Origin of the sequence: Rhodococcus sp. 06-418-5, from assembly GCF_002258285.1 — a bacterium.
Classification (GTDB): Bacteria; Actinomycetota; Actinomycetes; order Mycobacteriales; family Mycobacteriaceae; genus Rhodococcoides.
Genome location: NZ_NOYE01000031.1, coordinates 258,485 through 275,277 on the forward strand (window position 1 = coordinate 258,485; position 16,793 = coordinate 275,277).

At 65.1% G+C, this 16,793-nt stretch carries 20 protein-coding genes; 12 read left to right on the forward strand and 8 right to left on the reverse strand.

From position 1 onward, the window contains the following. Window positions 1–14 precede the first annotated feature (14 nt). On the forward strand, window positions 15–1,478 hold the full coding sequence (locus tag CH274_RS22555) for a dihydrolipoyl dehydrogenase family protein (protein WP_094658980.1): 1,464 nt from the start codon (window positions 15–17) through the stop codon (window positions 1,476–1,478). Here CH274_RS22555 and CH274_RS22560 read toward each other — a convergent pair. Both CH274_RS22560 and CH274_RS22565 read right to left on the reverse strand, forming a co-directional pair. Next, the gene (locus CH274_RS22560; RefSeq protein WP_045198283.1) at window positions 1,450–2,061 is read right to left on the reverse strand and encodes a CDP-alcohol phosphatidyltransferase family protein; all 612 of its coding nucleotides are present in this window, start codon (window positions 2,059–2,061) and stop codon (window positions 1,450–1,452) included. The two genes, CH274_RS22555 and CH274_RS22560, sit on opposite strands and share 29 nt — an antisense overlap. Continuing rightward, the gene (locus CH274_RS22565) at window positions 2,058–2,726 is read right to left on the reverse strand and encodes a TVP38/TMEM64 family protein (protein ID WP_230596763.1); all 669 of its coding nucleotides are present in this window, start codon (window positions 2,724–2,726) and stop codon (window positions 2,058–2,060) included. The genes CH274_RS22560 and CH274_RS22565 overlap by 4 nt, the downstream gene beginning before the upstream one ends. Window positions 2,727–2,895: 169 nt before the next feature. Here CH274_RS22565 and CH274_RS22570 point away from each other — a divergent pair, with 169 nt between their 5' ends. From CH274_RS22570 to CH274_RS22590, 5 genes are all read left to right on the forward strand, one after another. Further along, window positions 2,896–4,107: an ABC transporter substrate-binding protein gene (locus CH274_RS22570; protein WP_179275826.1), complete on the forward strand. Its 1,212-nt coding sequence runs from the start codon at window positions 2,896–2,898 to the stop codon at window positions 4,105–4,107. Then, complete coding sequence (locus CH274_RS22575; RefSeq protein ID WP_094658981.1) at window positions 4,104–4,943, forward strand: ABC transporter permease subunit; 840 nt, start codon at window positions 4,104–4,106, stop codon at window positions 4,941–4,943. The genes CH274_RS22570 and CH274_RS22575 overlap by 4 nt, the downstream gene beginning before the upstream one ends. After that, window positions 4,940–5,713 (forward strand): ABC transporter permease, encoded by a 774-nt coding sequence (locus CH274_RS22580; RefSeq protein ID WP_094658982.1) that lies wholly within the window; start codon window positions 4,940–4,942, stop codon window positions 5,711–5,713. The genes CH274_RS22575 and CH274_RS22580 overlap by 4 nt, the downstream gene beginning before the upstream one ends. Next, complete coding sequence (locus CH274_RS22585; protein ID WP_094658983.1) at window positions 5,710–6,741, forward strand: ABC transporter ATP-binding protein; 1,032 nt, start codon at window positions 5,710–5,712, stop codon at window positions 6,739–6,741. The genes CH274_RS22580 and CH274_RS22585 overlap by 4 nt, the downstream gene beginning before the upstream one ends. A gap of 157 nt (window positions 6,742–6,898) precedes the next feature. After that, entirely contained in the window at window positions 6,899–7,030 is a 132-nt protein-coding gene (locus tag CH274_RS22590; protein ID WP_256993669.1) for a hypothetical protein, read from the forward strand. A 44-nt stretch (window positions 7,031–7,074) separates the two neighbouring features. Here the strand turns inward: CH274_RS22590 and wrbA are convergent, their stop codons facing one another. Then, window positions 7,075–7,674 carry an NAD(P)H:quinone oxidoreductase gene (wrbA, locus tag CH274_RS22595; protein ID WP_032395327.1) on the reverse strand — a complete coding sequence of 200 codons (600 nt, stop codon included), beginning with the start codon at window positions 7,672–7,674 and terminating at the stop codon, window positions 7,075–7,077. A gap of 285 nt (window positions 7,675–7,959) precedes the next feature. On the opposite strand from wrbA, the gene CH274_RS22600 reads away from it, so the two are divergent. From CH274_RS22600 to CH274_RS22615, 4 genes are all read left to right on the forward strand, one after another. Then, the gene (locus CH274_RS22600) at window positions 7,960–8,673 is read left to right on the forward strand and encodes a haloacid dehalogenase type II (RefSeq protein ID WP_256993670.1); all 714 of its coding nucleotides are present in this window, start codon (window positions 7,960–7,962) and stop codon (window positions 8,671–8,673) included. Between the two features lie 10 nt (window positions 8,674–8,683). Then, window positions 8,684–9,544 carry a tRNA glutamyl-Q(34) synthetase GluQRS gene (gene gluQRS, locus CH274_RS22605; RefSeq protein WP_094658985.1) on the forward strand — a complete coding sequence of 287 codons (861 nt, stop codon included), beginning with the start codon at window positions 8,684–8,686 and terminating at the stop codon, window positions 9,542–9,544. A 103-nt stretch (window positions 9,545–9,647) separates the two neighbouring features. Continuing rightward, on the forward strand, window positions 9,648–10,496 hold the full coding sequence (locus CH274_RS22610; protein ID WP_094658986.1) for a hypothetical protein: 849 nt from the start codon (window positions 9,648–9,650) through the stop codon (window positions 10,494–10,496). 78 nt (window positions 10,497–10,574) lie between these two features. Further along, on the forward strand, window positions 10,575–11,324 hold the full coding sequence (locus tag CH274_RS22615; protein WP_094632082.1) for a queuosine precursor transporter: 750 nt from the start codon (window positions 10,575–10,577) through the stop codon (window positions 11,322–11,324). Here the strand turns inward: CH274_RS22615 and CH274_RS22620 are convergent. Genes CH274_RS22620 through CH274_RS22630 form a run of 3 tightly spaced genes read right to left on the reverse strand, consistent with a single transcriptional unit; the run spans window position 11,284 to window position 14,178 of the window. Beyond that, on the reverse strand, window positions 11,284–12,135 hold the full coding sequence (locus CH274_RS22620) for a PaaX family transcriptional regulator (RefSeq protein ID WP_094658987.1): 852 nt from the start codon (window positions 12,133–12,135) through the stop codon (window positions 11,284–11,286). The genes CH274_RS22615 and CH274_RS22620 overlap by 41 nt on opposite strands. Then, the gene (gene kynU / locus CH274_RS22625; RefSeq protein WP_094659155.1) at window positions 12,116–13,324 is read right to left on the reverse strand and encodes a kynureninase; all 1,209 of its coding nucleotides are present in this window, start codon (window positions 13,322–13,324) and stop codon (window positions 12,116–12,118) included. The genes CH274_RS22620 and kynU overlap by 20 nt, the downstream gene beginning before the upstream one ends. Beyond that, a complete protein-coding gene (locus CH274_RS22630) occupies window positions 13,324–14,178 on the reverse strand; it encodes a tryptophan 2,3-dioxygenase (RefSeq protein ID WP_094658988.1) in 855 nt (284 codons plus the stop codon). The genes kynU and CH274_RS22630 overlap by 1 nt, the downstream gene beginning before the upstream one ends. 144 nt (window positions 14,179–14,322) lie before the next feature. Here CH274_RS22630 and CH274_RS22635 point away from each other — a divergent pair, with 144 nt between their 5' ends. Together CH274_RS22635 and CH274_RS22640 are read left to right on the forward strand one after the other, a co-directional pair. Further along, window positions 14,323–14,694: a BlaI/MecI/CopY family transcriptional regulator gene (locus tag CH274_RS22635; protein WP_032395333.1), complete on the forward strand. Its 372-nt coding sequence runs from the start codon at window positions 14,323–14,325 to the stop codon at window positions 14,692–14,694. Then, window positions 14,691–15,572, forward strand: a complete 882-nt coding sequence (locus CH274_RS22640; RefSeq protein WP_094658989.1) for a M56 family metallopeptidase — start codon at window positions 14,691–14,693, stop codon at window positions 15,570–15,572. Before CH274_RS22635 ends, CH274_RS22640 begins: the two co-directional genes overlap by 4 nt. 2 nt (window positions 15,573–15,574) lie before the next feature. On the opposite strand, the gene CH274_RS22645 is transcribed toward CH274_RS22640, so the two are convergent. Together CH274_RS22645 and CH274_RS22650 are read right to left on the reverse strand one after the other, a co-directional pair. Further along, window positions 15,575–16,294, reverse strand: a complete 720-nt coding sequence (locus CH274_RS22645; protein ID WP_094658990.1) for a VIT1/CCC1 transporter family protein — start codon at window positions 16,292–16,294, stop codon at window positions 15,575–15,577. Beyond that, window positions 16,287–16,763, reverse strand: coding sequence for a DUF2231 domain-containing protein (locus CH274_RS22650; RefSeq protein WP_032395336.1), 477 nt, complete (start codon window positions 16,761–16,763; stop codon window positions 16,287–16,289). The genes CH274_RS22645 and CH274_RS22650 overlap by 8 nt, the downstream gene beginning before the upstream one ends. Window positions 16,764–16,793 lie beyond the last annotated feature (30 nt).

A 16,793-nucleotide genomic window follows, 5' to 3' on the forward strand; every position in this document is an offset into this window, starting at 1 on the left:
GCATAGTGGGAGGTATGGGAATCCGTCGTTCGTCTTCGAGTGTGCCCGACAGCCGCACCGACGTGGTCGTCGTGGGCGGCGGTACCGCCGGCATCGTGGCAGCGAAGACCGCGGCGGGCTTCGGTGTACGTGTCGTACTGATCGAGCGTGACCGCACCGGCGGCGACTGCCTGTGGACCGGATGCGTTCCGTCCAAAGCATTGCTCGCGGCGGCTTCGGTGGCCGCGACGGTTCGATCCGCGTCCCGCTTCGGCATCGACACCGAACCGCCGCGCGTCGATTTCGCGCGTGTGATGCGGCACGTGCACGGTGCGATCGCCGAGATCGCGCCGATCGATTCACCGGCGGCCCTCACCGAGGCCGGAGTACAGGTAGTCAGCGGCGACGCGGTCTTCACCGGTCCGAACACTGTGAGAGTCGGAACGCGGATACTGCATTTCGGTCAGGCAATCGTGACCACCGGCGCGCATCCCACGGTGCCGGCAATCGACGACATCGAGCACGTGGACTACCTGACCAGCGACACCCTCTGGGATCTGACGGACTTACCGCAGCGACTGCTGATCGTGGGAGCCGGATCGGTGGGTTGCGAGATGGCGCAGGCATTCTCGCGTCTCGGGTCGGACGTGACCCTCGTCGGGCGGTCGGCCACGATCCTTCCCCGCGAGGACCGGTCGGCCTCGTCCGTACTGACTCAGACCCTCACGGACGAGGGCGTGCGGGTCCTGACCTCCACCGCCGTCGTCCGCATCGACGACGGCTCGGCCAGCACCGACACGGGCGTCGAACTCGGATTCGACCGGGTTCTGATCGCCACCGGACGAACGCCGCGCACCGCGGCACTCGGCTTGGACACGGCCGGAGTGGCTCTGAGCGACAACGGATTCGTACAGGTCGACGAGAATTTGCGGACCACCAATCCTCGCATCTGGGCGGCCGGGGATCTCACCGGTCACCCGCAGTTCACGCACACCGCAGGCGTGCACGGCAGTCTGGCCGCGAGCAATGCAGTCCTCGGCCTTCGGCGAAAGGTGAGTACCACGGGAACTCCACGAGTGACGTTCACCGATCCCGAGATCGCCTCGGCCGGAATCGATGTGCGCACCGCCAGGCAGTGCGGGTTGCGACTGCAGACCCTCGACCACCACCACGTCGATCGAGCCGTCACCGAGGGGGCAACGAACGGATCGACGACGCTGGTGCTCGACGCCAAGCGTCGTATCGTCGGGGCCTGCGTGGTCGGACCGCGAGCGGGCGAGACCATCGGGGAGCTGATCATCGCCATCGAGCAGGGCCTGCGTACCCGAGACCTCGCCGGAACCACCCACCCGTATCCGACGTACAACGACGGTCCGTGGAACGCGGCGATAGCAGACGTGAAGGCGCAGTTGAGTTCTCCCGTCATCTCGCGGGCAACGGCCGTACTGGCGAAAGGGCGGAGCAGATGGATCAGGAGAGGGCGCGATAGCCGGCGATAATTCGCTGGCCGGAACTGACTGCAACCACTGCCGCCCAGACGACCGCGATCTGCCATGAGATACCGGGCAGCAGCAGCCAGAGGCAATGCACCGCAATCGTTTCCGCACCCTCGGCCAGGCCTCCGAGGAACGACAGCGAGCGGCCGTCGTCGATGGTGCGGCCGTTGCGTTCGGCGATCGAGGAGAACGCGAGAAACGCGGTGCCGTTGATGTAGTACGCCAACAGCACCAGCAGGAACGGCCACCATGGGGCGTCGTATGCGGCCGAGGCACCGACCGCGACGCCCACCACGGTGGTTCCGTAGACCATGAAATCGGCGGTGATGTCGAAGAATCCGCCTGCACCTGAGCCCGTCGCACGCCTTCGGGCCAAGGGTCCGTCCAGACCGTCGGCGATGCGGGAGACGATCCACAAGGCCAACGCGAGCAACCAGAACTGCAGGCCGGCCGCCAGTGCACTACCGAGACCGAGCACCAGTCCGGCGGCGGTGATGCGGTCGGGCGTGATCGACGGGCGGTCGAGCGTGCGGGCACAGCGATCGAGCGGGCCTTCGAGATGGCGGCGCAGAAAGCTGTCGATCATTCGGCAGCTCCGGTGAGTCCCAGACGTCGCGCCAACAGGGCCGAACCGGCCGCGATCGCCAGTACCGCGAGCAGTGCGATGGCGAACGGCCACGACAGTGGAGACGTTCCGTAGGCCCCGAGTGCGGTGTAGGCGACGGTCGCGGGCACGATGCCGATCATGGTGCCCACCACGTAGTCGCGCTGGCCCACCGCACTGACTCCGGCCGCGTAGTTGACCAACGAGAACGGCAGCGGCACCAGACGCACGAGCAGAACCGACAGCAATCCCCGACGGCCGAGCATGGCGTCGAGTCGGCGGAGCCTGTCCCATTCGGTGCGGGCCACCTGCCCGCGGCCCAGCGCCCGCGCTCCCCAGTACCCGAGATACGCCCCCATTGTGGCGGCGAACACCACAACGGTTGCGCCCACCGCCAATCCGAACAGCAGTCCCGACGCGATGGTCAACGTGCTGGCGGGGAAAGGAGTGGCTGACAGGACGGCGTAGAGCACGACGAACAACGCGATGCCCCAGGGCCCGGCCGACGCCACTCGGTCTCGGATGTACGACGGATCGGGCAGGTCGACGGTGCCGAGCACGATCACCAGAGCGACGACGACCACGGCGGCCCCGAGCAATTTCAGGGTCGTGCCTCGCCGGCGACGCGTCGGGCGGTCCTGCGTCACGGTGTGTGCCTCTCATCCGACGGTTCACGCTCCATTGTGCACACGGCCGGTCTGCCCGCGTGTTCAGCGGTTGTCTCATTCGACCGATTACGGTGGTGATGGCAGCGTCGACGGCGGCTGCTTCGGTTGATCTGGAGGGCCCACGGTGATTCGTTCAGTACGGTGCGCAGTGACGATCGCGGCGAGCGCAGGGCTACTGCTGACCGCATGCGCAGCGCCATCATCGGAAGCACCGATTGCCGAGGCGCAGTCGTGGAGCGAGATCGAACAGCAGGCGCAAGGACAGACCGTCTCGCTGTGGATGTACGGCGGTGACGAGCAGGGCAACGCCTACGTCGACGATGTGCTCACGCCCGCGGCGGCCGAGGAAGGCGTCACACTGCGGCGCGTACCGGTGGAATCGACCACCGATGCCGTCAACCGCATCCTGTCCGAGCGGCAGGCCGGGGTCACCGACGGCGAAGTGGACCTGGTGTGGGTCAACGGCGCGAACTTCGGCACCGGCAAGCAGGCGGGCGCGTGGCTGTGCGGGTGGACGCAGAACCTGCCGAACATGGAACTGACCGATCCCGAGGATCCACTGTTGCTCGACGACTTCGGCACACCGGTCGATAACTGCGAATCACCCTGGCACAAGGCGCAATTCACATTGGTCTACAACGCGGCGGCCATCCCCGATCCGCCGACGACATTCGACGGCGTGCTCGACTGGGCTCGCGCGAACCCGGGCCGCTTCACTTACCCCGCTCCCCCGGACTTCACCGGATCGGTGTTTCTGCGTGAGGCGTTGATCAATGCCTCGGGCGGCGTCGACGAGGTACCCGCTCGGTTCGATCAGGACTCCTACGACCGCTTGGCCCCGGCTCTGTTCGATCGACTGAACGAGCTCGCCCCGTCACTCTGGCGAGAAGGCACGACGTATCCACAGTCCTCCTCCGAGCTCGACGCCCTCTACGCCGGCGGTCAGGTGGACATGACCATGACGTACGGCCCCGCGACCCTCCCGAAACTCGTCGCCGACGGCACCTTCCCGCCGGAGACTCGCGTCCTGACTCTCGACGAGGGAACCGTCGGGAATGCGAGTTTCCTTGCCATTCCGTCGACGTCGGGGAAGTCGGCGGCGGCACAGGTGGTCGCCAATCTCGCGTTGTCGCCCGAGCAACAACTCGCGAAGGCGACGCCGGACGTGTGGGGTCAATTCACCGTTCTCGATCTGGATCGGTTGACGCCGGAGTCTCGCGCGCAGTTCGAGGCGTTGCCGAGTTCGACGGTGCTGCCCTCCTACGAGGAGTTGTCGGCCAATGCGCATCCCGAACTCTCGGCGGACTGGGTCTCGCCGCTCGACGAGGGTTGGCGCCGAAGCGTGCTCGCCGGTCAGTGAGCGCGTCCACGAAGAGCTTTCGCGGCACGGCGGCGGTGCTGCCTGCCGTCGTGTTGGTCGTTCTCGTCGTCGGCGGCGGTCTCGGGACGGTGGTGCTGCAGAGCCTGGGTCTGATGCCGTTGGTCGGCACCCCCGAATTGTCGGTCGGCGCGTATTCGGCGCTCGGCGGTGACCTGTGGCGCTCATTGGGGCTGACGCTGTCGATTGCCATCGTCTCGACGGCTCTTGCCGCGGTGATCGGGCTGGCCGTTGCACTGACGGCCTTGTCGGGTGGACGCGCCGCGTTGGTCGCGGCCGGCGTGACGGTCACGGTGCCGCACCTGATCGGTGCCGCCGCGATGGCATTGTTGCTGGCCGATTCGGGGATGCTGCCCCGCATTCTCGGAATGACCGACGGTGGCTGGCCGGAATTGGTCGGTGGGAAGTGGTGGATCGCCGTGGTCCTCGAATACGCCTGGAAGGAATCGGCTTTCGTGGCCGTCGTCGTGGCGGGCACGCTCGCCACCCGAATAGCAGCATTCGACGAGACGGCCGCAACCCTCGGCGCAGGCCGGTGGGCTCGGCTCCGTTTGGTCACGCTGCCGTTGGCTCGGCCCGCACTGATCGCGTCGGCGGCCATCGCGTTCGCCTACACGGTCGGCTCGTACGAGGTGGCCCGTATTCTGGGTCGCCCGTATCCGGAGCCGTTGTCGGTGATGGCGATTCGCCTGTTCACGTCGATCGATCTCGAGACGCGTCCGCAGGCTGCTGCTGCGGCGACCGTTGCCACCGCTCTGACGGTGGTCGTGGCCGCGGTGGCACTGCATTATCTGCGCAGATCGGCAGCGTGGAAATGAATCGCGTTCCTCCTTGCGCCGGCCGGGCCGTGCTGGTCCTGTGGTTCCTGCTGCCGCTGATTCCGGTTGTCCTGTGGGCCATCAGCAATCGCTGGTCGTTTCCCGGTTCGGTTCCCCAGGAATGGGGATTCGACGGCGTTCGCAGCGCCCTCGATGCCGGGGGTACCGATGCTTTCATGCGCTCGACGCTTCTCGCTCTCGCCGTCGCCGCCATCGCAACGCCATTGGGCGCACTGGCCGCTCGCGCCCTGGTGAACGGTACCGTGCGCCTTCCTGCTGTCGTGGCCGGTGTTCTTTTCGCGCCTGTGGCTCTACCCCCGTTCGCCGTGGCGTTGGGGCTCGACGTTCTGGTGCTGCGCTCGCGCATTCCGAGCACGGTGGCGGTGATCGCTCTGCTGACCGTCACGGCCATTCCGTACACGACGTATCTGATGCGAGTGGCATTCGGCGCGTACGACATCGGCTACGAGGAAGAAGCTCGCACACTCGGTGCGTCGAATGCCATGGTGCTGAGACGGATTCGCATTCCGCTGTTGGCTCCGGCGTTGGCGGGGGCGGCGTTGCTCGCATTCCTCGTGGCGTGGAGCGACTACGTGATAACCCTGCTGATCGGTGGAGGCAGACTGGTCACCGTGCCCATTCTCGTCGCCTCGTTCGCTGCCGGGACCGGCAACGATTCGGTGGTGGCCGCGCTGTCGGTCGCCGCCGTGGTGCCGCCGCTGTTGCTGGTGCTCATGCTGGCCCGGTTGCGTCGTAGGAGTGCACGATGAGCGTCGAACTGTCCGTTCACGGACTCACGAAAGTCCATGCCGGTCAATCGGTTGCGGCGTTGGATTCGTTGGATCTCACCGTGTTACCGGGTTCGTGCACGGCGATTCTCGGGCCGTCGGGATCGGGCAAGAGCACTGCACTACGACTCATCGCGGGACTCGATTCACCCACTGCCGGCACGGTGCGCATCGACGGACACGAGGTGAACGACGTCGCGGCCGAAAATCGCGGGGTCGGCATGGTGTTCCAGCGTCCGATGTTGTTCCCGCACATGTCGGTACTCGACAACATCGGCTTCGCCTACCGCGCCGCCGGGGACAGTCGCAAGCGGTCGCGCGAACGTGCCCGGGAGTACCTGGACCTGGTCCACCTCGGCGATATCGGAGGTCGTGCGGTGTCCGAGGTATCGGGCGGGCAGGCTCAGCGGGTGGCGTTGGCGCGTTCGCTCGCCGGCTCCCCGCGCGTGTTGTTGTTGGACGAGCCCTTCAGTGCACTGGATCCGTTGTTGCGCACCGAGATGCACGACCTGGTTCGCGAACTGCGTTCGACGTTGGATCAGACTCTGCTGCTCGTCACTCACGATCAGCAGGAAGCGGCGGTGCTGGCCGATTCGGTCGCGGTGCTCATCGACGGCCGATTGGAGCATCACTCCGATATCGCGACGGCCTACACCCGGCCGAGCACCCTGGCGGTCTCGCGACTGATGGGCGGGATGAACGAAATCGAAGGCGAGTGGGACGGAGTTGGAGTCCATCGCTCCGAGCTCGGGGAGTTGGAGGTCGAGGGAGTTTCCCTGCCCGCCGGGCCTGCCGTGTTACTGGTGCGACACGAGCTGATCACTCTGGATGGCAACGGGATTCGTGGGGTTGTTTCCAACCTGCGTCCGACCGGGTTTCGCAGCATCGCGGATGTGACCGTGGGGTCATTGACTGTGAAAGTGGAGTTGGCGGCGGGGTCTGCGTTGCGGGTCGGGGATGCGGTGGGGTTGCAGATTCCGCGTGGGGCGAGGTTCGTTGTCACGCATTGAGTTCGTGAGTGGGGCGATCGCAGAGAACGTGGCCGAACTCGATGAGCGCTCGGTATGCGGTCGATGCTGTTGTTCTGTACCAGGCCGGCGAGCGCATCTCACAGTTCGAAGGGGTTGAGGGTCTTTCCGAGGCCTGTCCGGTGACGCGGCCGACGCCATGCTCCGCATCAGCACGTTCGTCGTCGAGGGGTTGCTGACGCACGCGGGGTCACCGGCAGGCTCGCGAGCGGTCATCGAGCAACTCGTCGCATCCATCGCATCGGGTCACCCAGGACACAACCCGCCCTGAGTGACCCGATGCCGAGTGATGGAGCTACGAGCCGCTCGTCCTGCTCACCGCGACAATGCCGTTGCGACGGTGACCACGCGGGTGGCCATGTGCTCGAGGGCCGCAAGCGTGGCATCCTCCAGTTCGTTCTGGTTGTCGCCCCCGGTCACATGGCTGACGCCATAGGGGTTGCCGTCGGCGAACTTCAGACCGTCGGTGTATCCGGGCGGGACCAGGACGCCGCCGAAGTGCATCAGCGAGGTGTACAAACCGGTGAGCGTCGTCTCCTGGCCGCCATGCAAAGTCTGGCTGGAGGTGAACGCGGCGTACGCCTTGTCCGCAAGTTGCCCCTTGGCCCAGTAGCCACCGAGCGAGTCCATGAAGGTCTGGAACTGTCCCGCGGTGCTACCGAAACGCGTCGGCGATCCGAAGATGACGCCGTCGGCCCAGACGATGTCGTCGCCGCTGGCAGCCGGAAGATCCTTTGTTGCTTCGTACTGCGCCGTCCAGGCGGGGTTCTCGGCAAAGGTGCTCGGGTCACGTGTCTCTGCGATGTGCCGCACGCGGACCTCCGCTCCCGCTGCTGTGGCTGCGTCGGCGAGCTTGTTCGCCATGGTGGCCCCGTGACCGGTTGCCGAGTAGTAGATGATCGCGATCTTGGTCATGTGATGACGCCTTTCGGTATGCGGAGCAGGTCGGCCCTCGGCGGACGTGACTTCTTGACGTCTCACCGGGCGCTTCGGCAACGTGCGCCGTCGGCCTGCAAGTCGTTGCGATGTCAACAACTTCGACCGTACCCGAAGTAGTTGCTTTGTCAACCATCTACCTACCGGAGCGTGCTGCGATACTGGCGCGATGGACGAGCTCGGAAGCGACACCGATCGACGTTTCCGGGAATGCGGCGTCGTCGTTGCCCAGGAAAAAGAGAACCACCACAAGGAGCTCAGTTCGTGACCGATCCCGACAACCCGAACGTCTCGCCTGCGCTGCGTCGACCACGCGTGATCGTCTTCGACGTCAACGAAACACTGTCCGACATGTCGCCGTTGTCGGAGCGCTTCGCCGACGTGGGAGCCCCCGCCGAACTCGCATCGCTGTGGTTCGCGAGTGTCCTGCGTGACGGCTTCGCCCTCACCGCCGCCGGCGCGGCGCGGCCATTCGCGGACGTCGCAGCCGGTCTGCTTGCAGTGATGCTGCAACCTGAGGCGCTGAATCGGGAGATCGACGACGCCGTCGAGCACATCATGGGCGGTTTCATGAGCCTGGACGTGCATCCCGACGTAGCAGACGGCATCAGAGCACTGGCTGCACTCGAGATTCGGCTGATCACCCTGAGCAACGGCGCGGTCGGCGTTGCTCGAAAACTGCTCGAAGGTGCCGGAGTTTTGGAACACGCAGAGATGCTGCTGTCCGTCGACCAAGCCGGGGCATGGAAGCCCGCCGGACAGTCGTACCGATACGCACTCGATCGGTGCGGCGTCGAACCCCACGAGGCCATGCTCGTCGCCGTCCACCCCTGGGACATCGACGGTGCCCACCGTGCCGGACTGTCCACGGCCTGGATCAACCGCACCGGCACCACCTACCCGCAGCACTTCACCGCGCCGGACCTCGAGGCGACCTCACTGCTGCACCTCGAGCAACTTCTGCGGCACTCGACCTAAGGTTGTCCCCGTGCCCGCCGGACGCTTCGCTCCCAGTCCTTCGGGCGATCTGCATCTCGGCAATCTCCGAACCGCGGTTCTGGCTTGGCTCTTCGCCCGCTCCACCGAACGGCGGTTCGTGATGCGCGTCGAAGACCTCGATCGCGTCAAACCCGGCTCGGAGCAGCGGCAACTCGACGACCTCGCCGCCATCGGAATCGACTGGGACGGGCCGATCATGCGGCAATCCGAGCGTCGGGAAATTTACGACGCCACGATTCGCACGCTGACCGCAGCCGGGCTGACGTACGAGTGTTTCTGCACGCGTCGGGAAATCCTCCAGGCCGCCTCCGCCCCGCATGCTCCCGACGGCGCGTATCCCGGAACCTGCCGCGACCTCACCGCAAACCAGAGAGCAGCGAAGGACCGCCCACCTGCCATTCGATTGCGTTCACAGGTAACCGAATTCACCATCGTCGATCAGCTGCACGGACTGTTTCGGGGGCAGGTGGACGACTTCGTCCTGCGTCGATCCGATGGCGTGCCCGCCTACAACCTGGCTGTCGTCGTCGACGATGGCGCGCAGGGCGTCGATCAGATCGTGCGCGGCGACGACCTGCTCACCTCCGCGCCGCGACAGGGCTACCTCGCTCAGCTCCTCGGCCTCACCCCCGCGACGTACGTCCACGTTCCCCTCGCGCTCAACGTCGAGGGCAAGCGTCTGGCCAAACGAGACGGCGCGGTGACGCTACGCGAACGACCCGACGCGTGGGCACTCATCACCACTTCCCTCGGTGTGCCCGACGTAGAGAACGCCGAGGAATTACTCGAGCGGTGGAAGCCGACGCAGGTACCCCGCGAACCGTGGGTGTTCGACCCCGCGAATCCCTGATCCACGAACCGATCGAGATCACGTTGCAATGTGACGGGACCCAACTCGGGATCGATCGGACGTACAGTGACCGCGACAACTCTTCCCGAGGGAGAAGGACACGATGACCTCAGGCGGTTACGACCCCGACAAGGATCCACAGAACCCCGGTGGCTATCCGCCGCCGCAGGGCGGTTACCCACCACCTCCCCAGGGCAACTACCCACCGCCCCCGCAGGGCGGCTACCCACCACCCGGCAATTACCCGCCACCCCCGCAGGGCAACTACCCACCACCCGGGAACTACCCGCCGCCTCCACAGGGCAACTACCCGCCGCCTCCGTCGTTCGGTGAGTCGCCGATGCCGACGCAGTTGTCGGTCGGTTCCGCCATCGGATACGGCTTCGAGAAGTTCAAGCAGAACGCCCTCGTCTGGATCGGCATCGTCCTGATCGCCGCGATCATCCAGGGCGTCCTGAACTTCGTGCTGACCTCCGACAACTTCGTCCTCAGCTTGATCTTCAGCGTCATCGTCGGAGTCGTCGCCCTCCTCATTCAGGCGGCACTCGTCCGCGGCGCTCTGCACGAGGTGGACGGGATCAAGCCCGCTTTCGGGTCCTTCTTCCAGTTCAACAACGTCTTCGCCATCGTCATCGCCGGCGTCCTCGTGGGCATCGCAACCGGCATCGGCTACATCTTGTTGGTCATCCCAGGACTCGTCGTCACGTTCTTCACGTGGTGGACCTTCCAGTTCGTCATCGACCGCGGCGACGAGCCGATCCCCGCCATCAAGGCCAGCGCCAAGGCGATCGCATCGAACGGCGGGACCATCTTCGTCCTCGCGCTCGCCCTGTTCGGCCTCAACATCGTCGGCGCAATCCTGATCGGCATCGGTCTTCTGGTGACCATTCCGATCACGATCATCGCCGGCACCTACGCCTACCGCGTCACCGTGGGCGGCCGCGTCGCCTGACCGGTGATACGCCTCGATGGGCGCGCATCCCTCACCCGGGATTCGCGCCCATCGTCGTCTCGGTGCTTGGATCGAGCGGTGACTACTACCGAACACACCGCCCCCGACGGCGGCACCGAGTCTGGGCAGGCCACATTCGCTCACATCAGCCGGGGTTACTACCCCACCATCGTCGCGCTCTTCGTCGCGACGCTGCTGATCTCGAATGTGGCCGCCAGCAAAGGTGTCGCCTTCTTCGCCTCGTCCGACGTCATGCTCGGACCCTTCCAAATCCTGCCGATCAACACCGACGGCGCATTCTTTCTGTTCCCCCTCGCCTACATCCTCGGAGACGTCCTCAGCGAGGTGTACGGCTTCAAGGCCGCACGCCGCGCGATCTACCTCGGCTTCGGATCGTTGCTGCTCACCTCGGTATGCTTCTGGATCGCCATCGAACTTCCCGCCGCGTCCTTCTACGAGAACCAAGAGGCCCTCGAAACCGTCGTCGGAGTCGTCCCCCGCCTCGTTCTCGCCGGTCTCGCCGGCTATACCGTCGGGCAGCTCCTGAACTCGGTCGTCCTGGTCAAGATCAAGGAACGCACCAAGGAAAAGCACCTGTGGGCGCGACTGATCGGGTCGACCATCGTCGGCGAATTCTTCGACACCCTGATCTTCTGCTCCATTGCCGCCGGAGTCATCGGCATCAGCACCTGGACCGACTTCATCAACTACGTCATCGTCGGATTCCTGTGGAAGACCCTGGCCGAGGTCATCGTCATGCCGATCACGTATCGCGTCATCTCGTACATCAAGAAGCGCGAACCGTCGTATCGACCCATACCCGACTGATCTCCAGGTAGCGCTCACGCGCCGCATCGAAAGTCGCGACGGCCCGGGTCCCCGGCCAGTCCTCCGGTGTCATGCACGGAGGCAGGCCCGGGTCGACGTAGGGAATGACGCGCCACTCGTCGAGCAACGGCACGAACGTGACGAACGCGTCGCGGGGGTTCCGGGCCGGCGACCCGCCGTCGTGAGCGGCAAGGAATGCCCGATGCCGATCGGCGATGCCCGCCAGGTCCCACCACTGGGCGGCGCTCTCACGCAGTGTGGCGGGTGGCGCTACCTCGGAGGCCACGAAGCTCGTCACGTATTCCGACAACTCCAATGCGTCGATGATGTCGCCCGCCTCACCCGCGAGGTATTCGGGCGCGATCCACAAACCGGGTGAGACCGTTCCGCATCCGATTGCGGTGAGTCGGCGCCTCAGTTGGTGGCGCGCGGCACGTTGCGTCTCCGGAATGGTGAACGAGATGAGCCGGAACGGATCGCCGTCGGCCATCCGACGGAACCCGAAGATCCGACCGTCACCGCGCGCGAACATGGTGTCGGCCTGCTCGGTGATGCGATAGCCGGTGCGGCCCTCACGATTATCGGATTCGACGACGCCCTTCTTCTTCAGCCTGGTCATCGCGATGCGCGTACTCTCCGGTGCCACTCCGAGCGCATCCATCCACACGACGAAGTCGGCGATGGCAAACCACCCTCCGAGGGGCCGAACATAGGCCCCGATCACCGTGCGCACCAACGAGGTGGCGCTGCCCGGGCGAGAGTCGAAGTCGTCGAGGATGGCCCCAGTGGTGCTAGGCGCGGAGTTCGTCACGGATCGCCACAATTCCCAGATACACCTCACGGTAGGAGGTACTCAGTGGGCTCAACCCCAGTCGAATACCCTGTGGCGCTCGGTAATCCGGGATGACGCCTCGCTTCCACAGACGAGCGGTGATGGCCTCGAACTCGGGATGGTCGATGGTGACGTGCCCGCCGCGTCGCGTCGAATCCTCGGGTGAGGCGATCTCCACTCCCAACGGCACCAACATCTCACGCACCAGTTCGAGGGCATACTCGGTGAGCGCAACGGACTTCGCGCGTATCGCGTCCATCCCCACCTCGGCGATCATCTCGATGGTGTCCTGCATCGCGATCATGCCGAACACCGACGGCGTTCCACTGATGACCCGTCGAATACCCTGTGCCGGAACGTAACCCTGCGCCATCTCGAACGGATCGGCCCGACCCATCCAGCCCCAGATCGGCTGGACGAACTCGCCCTGAAGATCACTGCGCACGTACGCGAACGCGGGCGATCCGGGACCGCCGTTGAGGTACTTGTAGGTGCACCCGACGGCCAGATCCACTCCCCAGGACTCGAATTCGAGCGGCACCGAGCCGACGGAATGGCACACGTCCAGCAGCATCAGTGCGCCGGCCTCGTGCGTGATACGCGTCGCCTCGGCCACGTCGACGAGGAAGCCGGAACGGTAGGCAACGTGGGTGATCACCACCAGCGCGGTGTTCTCCCCCACCACTTCGGCGAGTTGTTCCGACGTGACGCCACCGCGGCGATCGGTCTCGATCCATCGCAGCGTCATGTTCGATTCCGCCGCAATGCCTTCGAGAAGATAGCGATCGGTCGGAAAGTTGTCGCGGTCGATGACGATCTCGGTGCGACCCGGCCGCATGGCGATCGCCGCCCGTGCCAGCTTGTACAGCAACACCGTCGTCGAATCGCCGATCGTGGTCTGCCCGGGCGCGGCTCCCAGGGTGGCGTCGGCCAGGGCGTCGCCGATGGTGACGGGCAGGTCGAACCACTGCTCGTCCCAGCCGCGGATCAGGCGTCCACCCCAGGCGTCGGTCATGAAGGTGTTGATCCGTTCGACGCTGGCCTTGGTAGGCCGGCCCAACGAGTTTCCATCGAGATACGCGCTGATCGACGGGTCGTCGCTACCGAGGAATCTGTCGCGGTAGCTACGGAGTGGATCCTGGGCGTCCAGTTCGTCTACGCGTTGCATCATCGTCCGATATCCGTTCTCACAGCCAGCAATTCGGGAAAGAAGGTGAGCTCGAGCGCCTTCTGCAGAAATCCGACTCCACTCGATCCACCGGTTCCGCGCTTCATTCCGATGGTACGGAGCACCGTCCGCATGTGACGGAAGCGCCAGAGCTGGAAGTTCTCCTCCAGATCGACGAACTCCTCGAAGGCCTCGTACACCGCCCAGTGCTCGGTGTGGTTCTCGTAGACGAATGTGATCAGCGGCATCAGGTCCTCGTTGAACGTGTATGCCGCAGTGACGTCGCGATCGAGGGCTGATGCCGGTACGTCGTACCCCTGCCGCGCCAGCGACTGCCACAATGTGTCGTACAGGCTCGGCTGGTGCAACAGCGTCGACAGCAGCTCATGCGCAGCCGGATCCGACTCGAAGACCTTCAGCATGCCCGCATTCTTGTTGCCGAGCACGAATTCCACCGCCCGGTACTGATACGACTGGAAACCCGACGAGTTACCGAGGAAGTCGCGGAACTGCGAGTACTCCGTCGGGGTCAATGTCGCCAGCACCGACCACTGCTCGGTCAGTGTCTTCTGGATGTGTTTGACCCGGGCGACACACTTGAGTGCGGTGCCGATGTCGTCGACGTCCAGAGCCGCTCTGGCGGCCAGCGTCTCGTGAATGACCAGCTTGAGCCACAGCTCGGTGGTCTGGTGCTGAATGATGAACAGCAGTTCGTCGTGATGCTCCGGTTTACTCACCGGCTTCTGGGCGCTGAGAAGAGTGTCGAGGTCCAGGTACGAGCTGTAGCTCATGCGGTCACTGAAGTCGGTGACGACGTTCTTCTCTATCGCGCGAGTATTGGCTTCGACGCCCATGAGTAGTCCTCGAGGTGGTGGTCCGACAGGGCCAAGAGTATTACACGATCACGCCGCCCGCTAGATAAGTGACATATCCACGCCTCGAAGACGGGCGTGAACGTGGCCTATCCTCGAAGTAATCGACTGGAGTGAGGAAGTGCAGTGCGTAGAGCGTCCGGACAGTTGGAGGAATCGATCCTCGAGTTGCTCGGCGCGCACACGGAACTGTCGGTGGCCCAGGCTCGCGAGCATCTCGGGTCCGACCTGGCCCACACCACCGTCATGACCGCACTGGTGCGTTTGCACGGCAAAGGCCTCGTCGATCGCGAGCGCCGTGGGCGGTCCTTCGTCTACACCCTCAACGCTCCGGTCGACGAGATCCCCGCGCTTCGGGCTGCAATGCGCATGCGCACCGAACTCGGAGCCAGACCAGAACGCGCCGACGTGCTGGCCAGCTTCGTCGCCTCACTCGACCCCGAGGACGAGGCAACGCTGCGCAGCCTGTTGGCGAAGGCCGACGAGACTCGGCCATGACCCTCCTGCTGGTCGTCGCGGCCCTCCCGTGGCTGCTGTCGATCGGTCTCCGATTCGGATCCGAGCACATCGACCGGCGACTGAACCCACAGACCGCCGTCGTCCTGTTTCCGCTGCTGTCCGTGATCACCGCCTTCGCGGTCCTGTCGTCGATGGCGGCACTCGCGGCGGTGCTGCTGGCGTCGGGCGAGATCGCATCGGTAGCGCTGGGTGCCGGTATCGCCGTATGGATTCTGTGGCGCATTCTCGAAGTGACACAACATGTTCGACGCGTCGCCGTGGGGTCGTCCATCGCATCCGAGTTCGGGGCACAGGCACGGGAATCGGGCGGCGTCGTGCTCGTCGAGACCGACATGCCCGACGCGTTCGCCGTTCCTTCCGGCGGCGGTGCCGTCGTGATCACGACGGGACTTGCACAGGCGCTGTCGGACAACGAGTTACGCGCAGTGATCGAGCACGAACATGCGCATCTTCGACACCGCCACAGCTTCTGGATCCAGATGTGCGAGATCGCAACGCAATTCGATCCGATCCTGCAACCGATCGCCGCCAGGGTGCGCCACGCTGCGGAGCGTCATGCGGACGAGAGCGCAGCGGCACACAGTCGTCCGGACACGTTGTCCGCCATCGCCAGAATCGCTCTACTGCGTGCCCACGTCGAGCGGGGTCCGCGCACCCTCGCCGGCACGGGCGGAGATGTCGTACGCCGGGTGCGGGCCCTGAGCGAACCACCGCCGTCGCGTCAGGATCGCCGAGTCTTCGCCGCCGGAATGATCTTGATTCTGACGTTCGCGGTCATCTCGGTATCGCTGTTCGACGTCGTCCAGGACGTCATCGCACCGGAAACCGGCGAAGCGGCGACAGCGATCTTTCGCTGATCTCAGATACCCGCGACGCCCGCCAGTTGGCCGATCGCGTAGGTTACCGCCATCGCGATCGCGCCACCGATCACGATTCGAGTCACCGCCGGGCGACTCGGCGCTCCACCGAGGCGCGCGCTGATGGTTCCGGTCAACGCCAGAGCGAGCAGCACGACGACGAAGGTGACCGGAACACGTTGCGAAGCAGGCAGAAGCAGGATCGAGAGCAACGGCAAGAGCGCACCACTGATGAACGACACCGCCGACGACGCGGCTGCTTGCCATGGATTGGTCAGCGCATCGGGGTCGATCCCCAACTCGATGTCTACGTGTGCGGCAAACGGATCGTGGTCGGTCAGCTCCTGCGCAACCTTCTGCGCGGTCTCGGTCGAGAGCCCCTTGGCCTCGTAGAGCGCAGCCAGTTCCGCCAACTCCTCCTCGGGCTCTTCTGCCAGTTCCCGCCGCTCCTTGATCAGCAGAGAACGTTCGGCGTCACGTTGCGTGCTCACCGACACGTACTCCCCGAGCGCCATGGATACGGCCCCCGCGACAAGGCCAGCAACGCCCGCGGTCAGCAGCGACCCGCGGTCGGTGGTGGCAGCAGCGACACCGACGACCAGACCGGCGGTGGAGACGATGCCATCGTTGGCACCCAGCACCCCGGCCCGCAGCCAGTTCAACCGACCGGACAGATCTCCGTGTGGTTCGTGCTCGTGCAGGCTCGGCTCGGGCTCACTCATCGCCGGCGGTCACCGATACGTCGTCCCACGCGGCGCGCGCGCCGGACTCTCCGATTCTGTACACCTGGACGATTGTGGTCGCTCCGATCACCACTGCCAACACCACCACTGCAATCGACTGCCACCGCACAGGCGCGTTGCCGCGACGCTCACGAAGGTGCAGGAACACGAGCAACGCAGCGACGATCACCAAGCCGACCGAGAAGTAGATCATCCAGTCACCGATCTCGGTGTGCTGTTCGACGGCCGCGGTCTCGGGGACACGCTTCTCGAGCCACTCGCCTGCCTCCGTCGTCAGTGGAGTGAGCACCAGGGTGATCACCGCCAGGGCTGCGATGAGCCACACGAGCCGGCTGCGCACGCCGGACCAGATGCTGGCGGCGACGGCGAGGATCGCGGTCAGCGGTGCCAGCACCACGATGAAGTGAACGAGCAGAATGTGGGCCGGAAGGCCGTTGAAGGTGGACATACGTTCTCCCGCTGGCTTCGAAGTCGCGTG

Bases quoted from the DNA above. Each gene is read 5' to 3' on its own strand.
- CH274_RS22555 (WP_094658980.1), top strand. From the start codon at position 15: ATGGGAATCCGTCGTTCGTCTTCGAGTGTGCCCGACAGCCGCACCGAC.
- CH274_RS22560 (WP_045198283.1), bottom strand. From the start codon at position 2,061: ATGATCGACAGCTTTCTGCGCCGCCATCTCGAAGGCCCGCTCGATCGC.
- CH274_RS22580 (WP_094658982.1), top strand. From the start codon at position 4,940: ATGAATCGCGTTCCTCCTTGCGCCGGCCGGGCCGTGCTGGTCCTGTGG.
- CH274_RS22585 (WP_094658983.1), top strand. From the start codon at position 5,710: ATGAGCGTCGAACTGTCCGTTCACGGACTCACGAAAGTCCATGCCGGT.
- CH274_RS22590 (WP_256993669.1), top strand. From the start codon at position 6,899: ATGCTCCGCATCAGCACGTTCGTCGTCGAGGGGTTGCTGACGCACGCG.
- wrbA (WP_032395327.1), bottom strand. From the start codon at position 7,674: ATGACCAAGATCGCGATCATCTACTACTCGGCAACCGGTCACGGGGCC.
- CH274_RS22610 (WP_094658986.1), top strand. From the start codon at position 9,648: ATGACCTCAGGCGGTTACGACCCCGACAAGGATCCACAGAACCCCGGT.
- kynU (WP_094659155.1), bottom strand. From the start codon at position 13,324: ATGCAACGCGTAGACGAACTGGACGCCCAGGATCCACTCCGTAGCTAC.
- CH274_RS22630 (WP_094658988.1), bottom strand. From the start codon at position 14,178: ATGGGCGTCGAAGCCAATACTCGCGCGATAGAGAAGAACGTCGTCACC.
- CH274_RS22640 (WP_094658989.1), top strand. From the start codon at position 14,691: ATGACCCTCCTGCTGGTCGTCGCGGCCCTCCCGTGGCTGCTGTCGATC.
- CH274_RS22645 (WP_094658990.1), bottom strand. From the start codon at position 16,294: ATGAGTGAGCCCGAGCCGAGCCTGCACGAGCACGAACCACACGGAGAT.
- CH274_RS22650 (WP_032395336.1), bottom strand. From the start codon at position 16,763: ATGTCCACCTTCAACGGCCTTCCGGCCCACATTCTGCTCGTTCACTTC.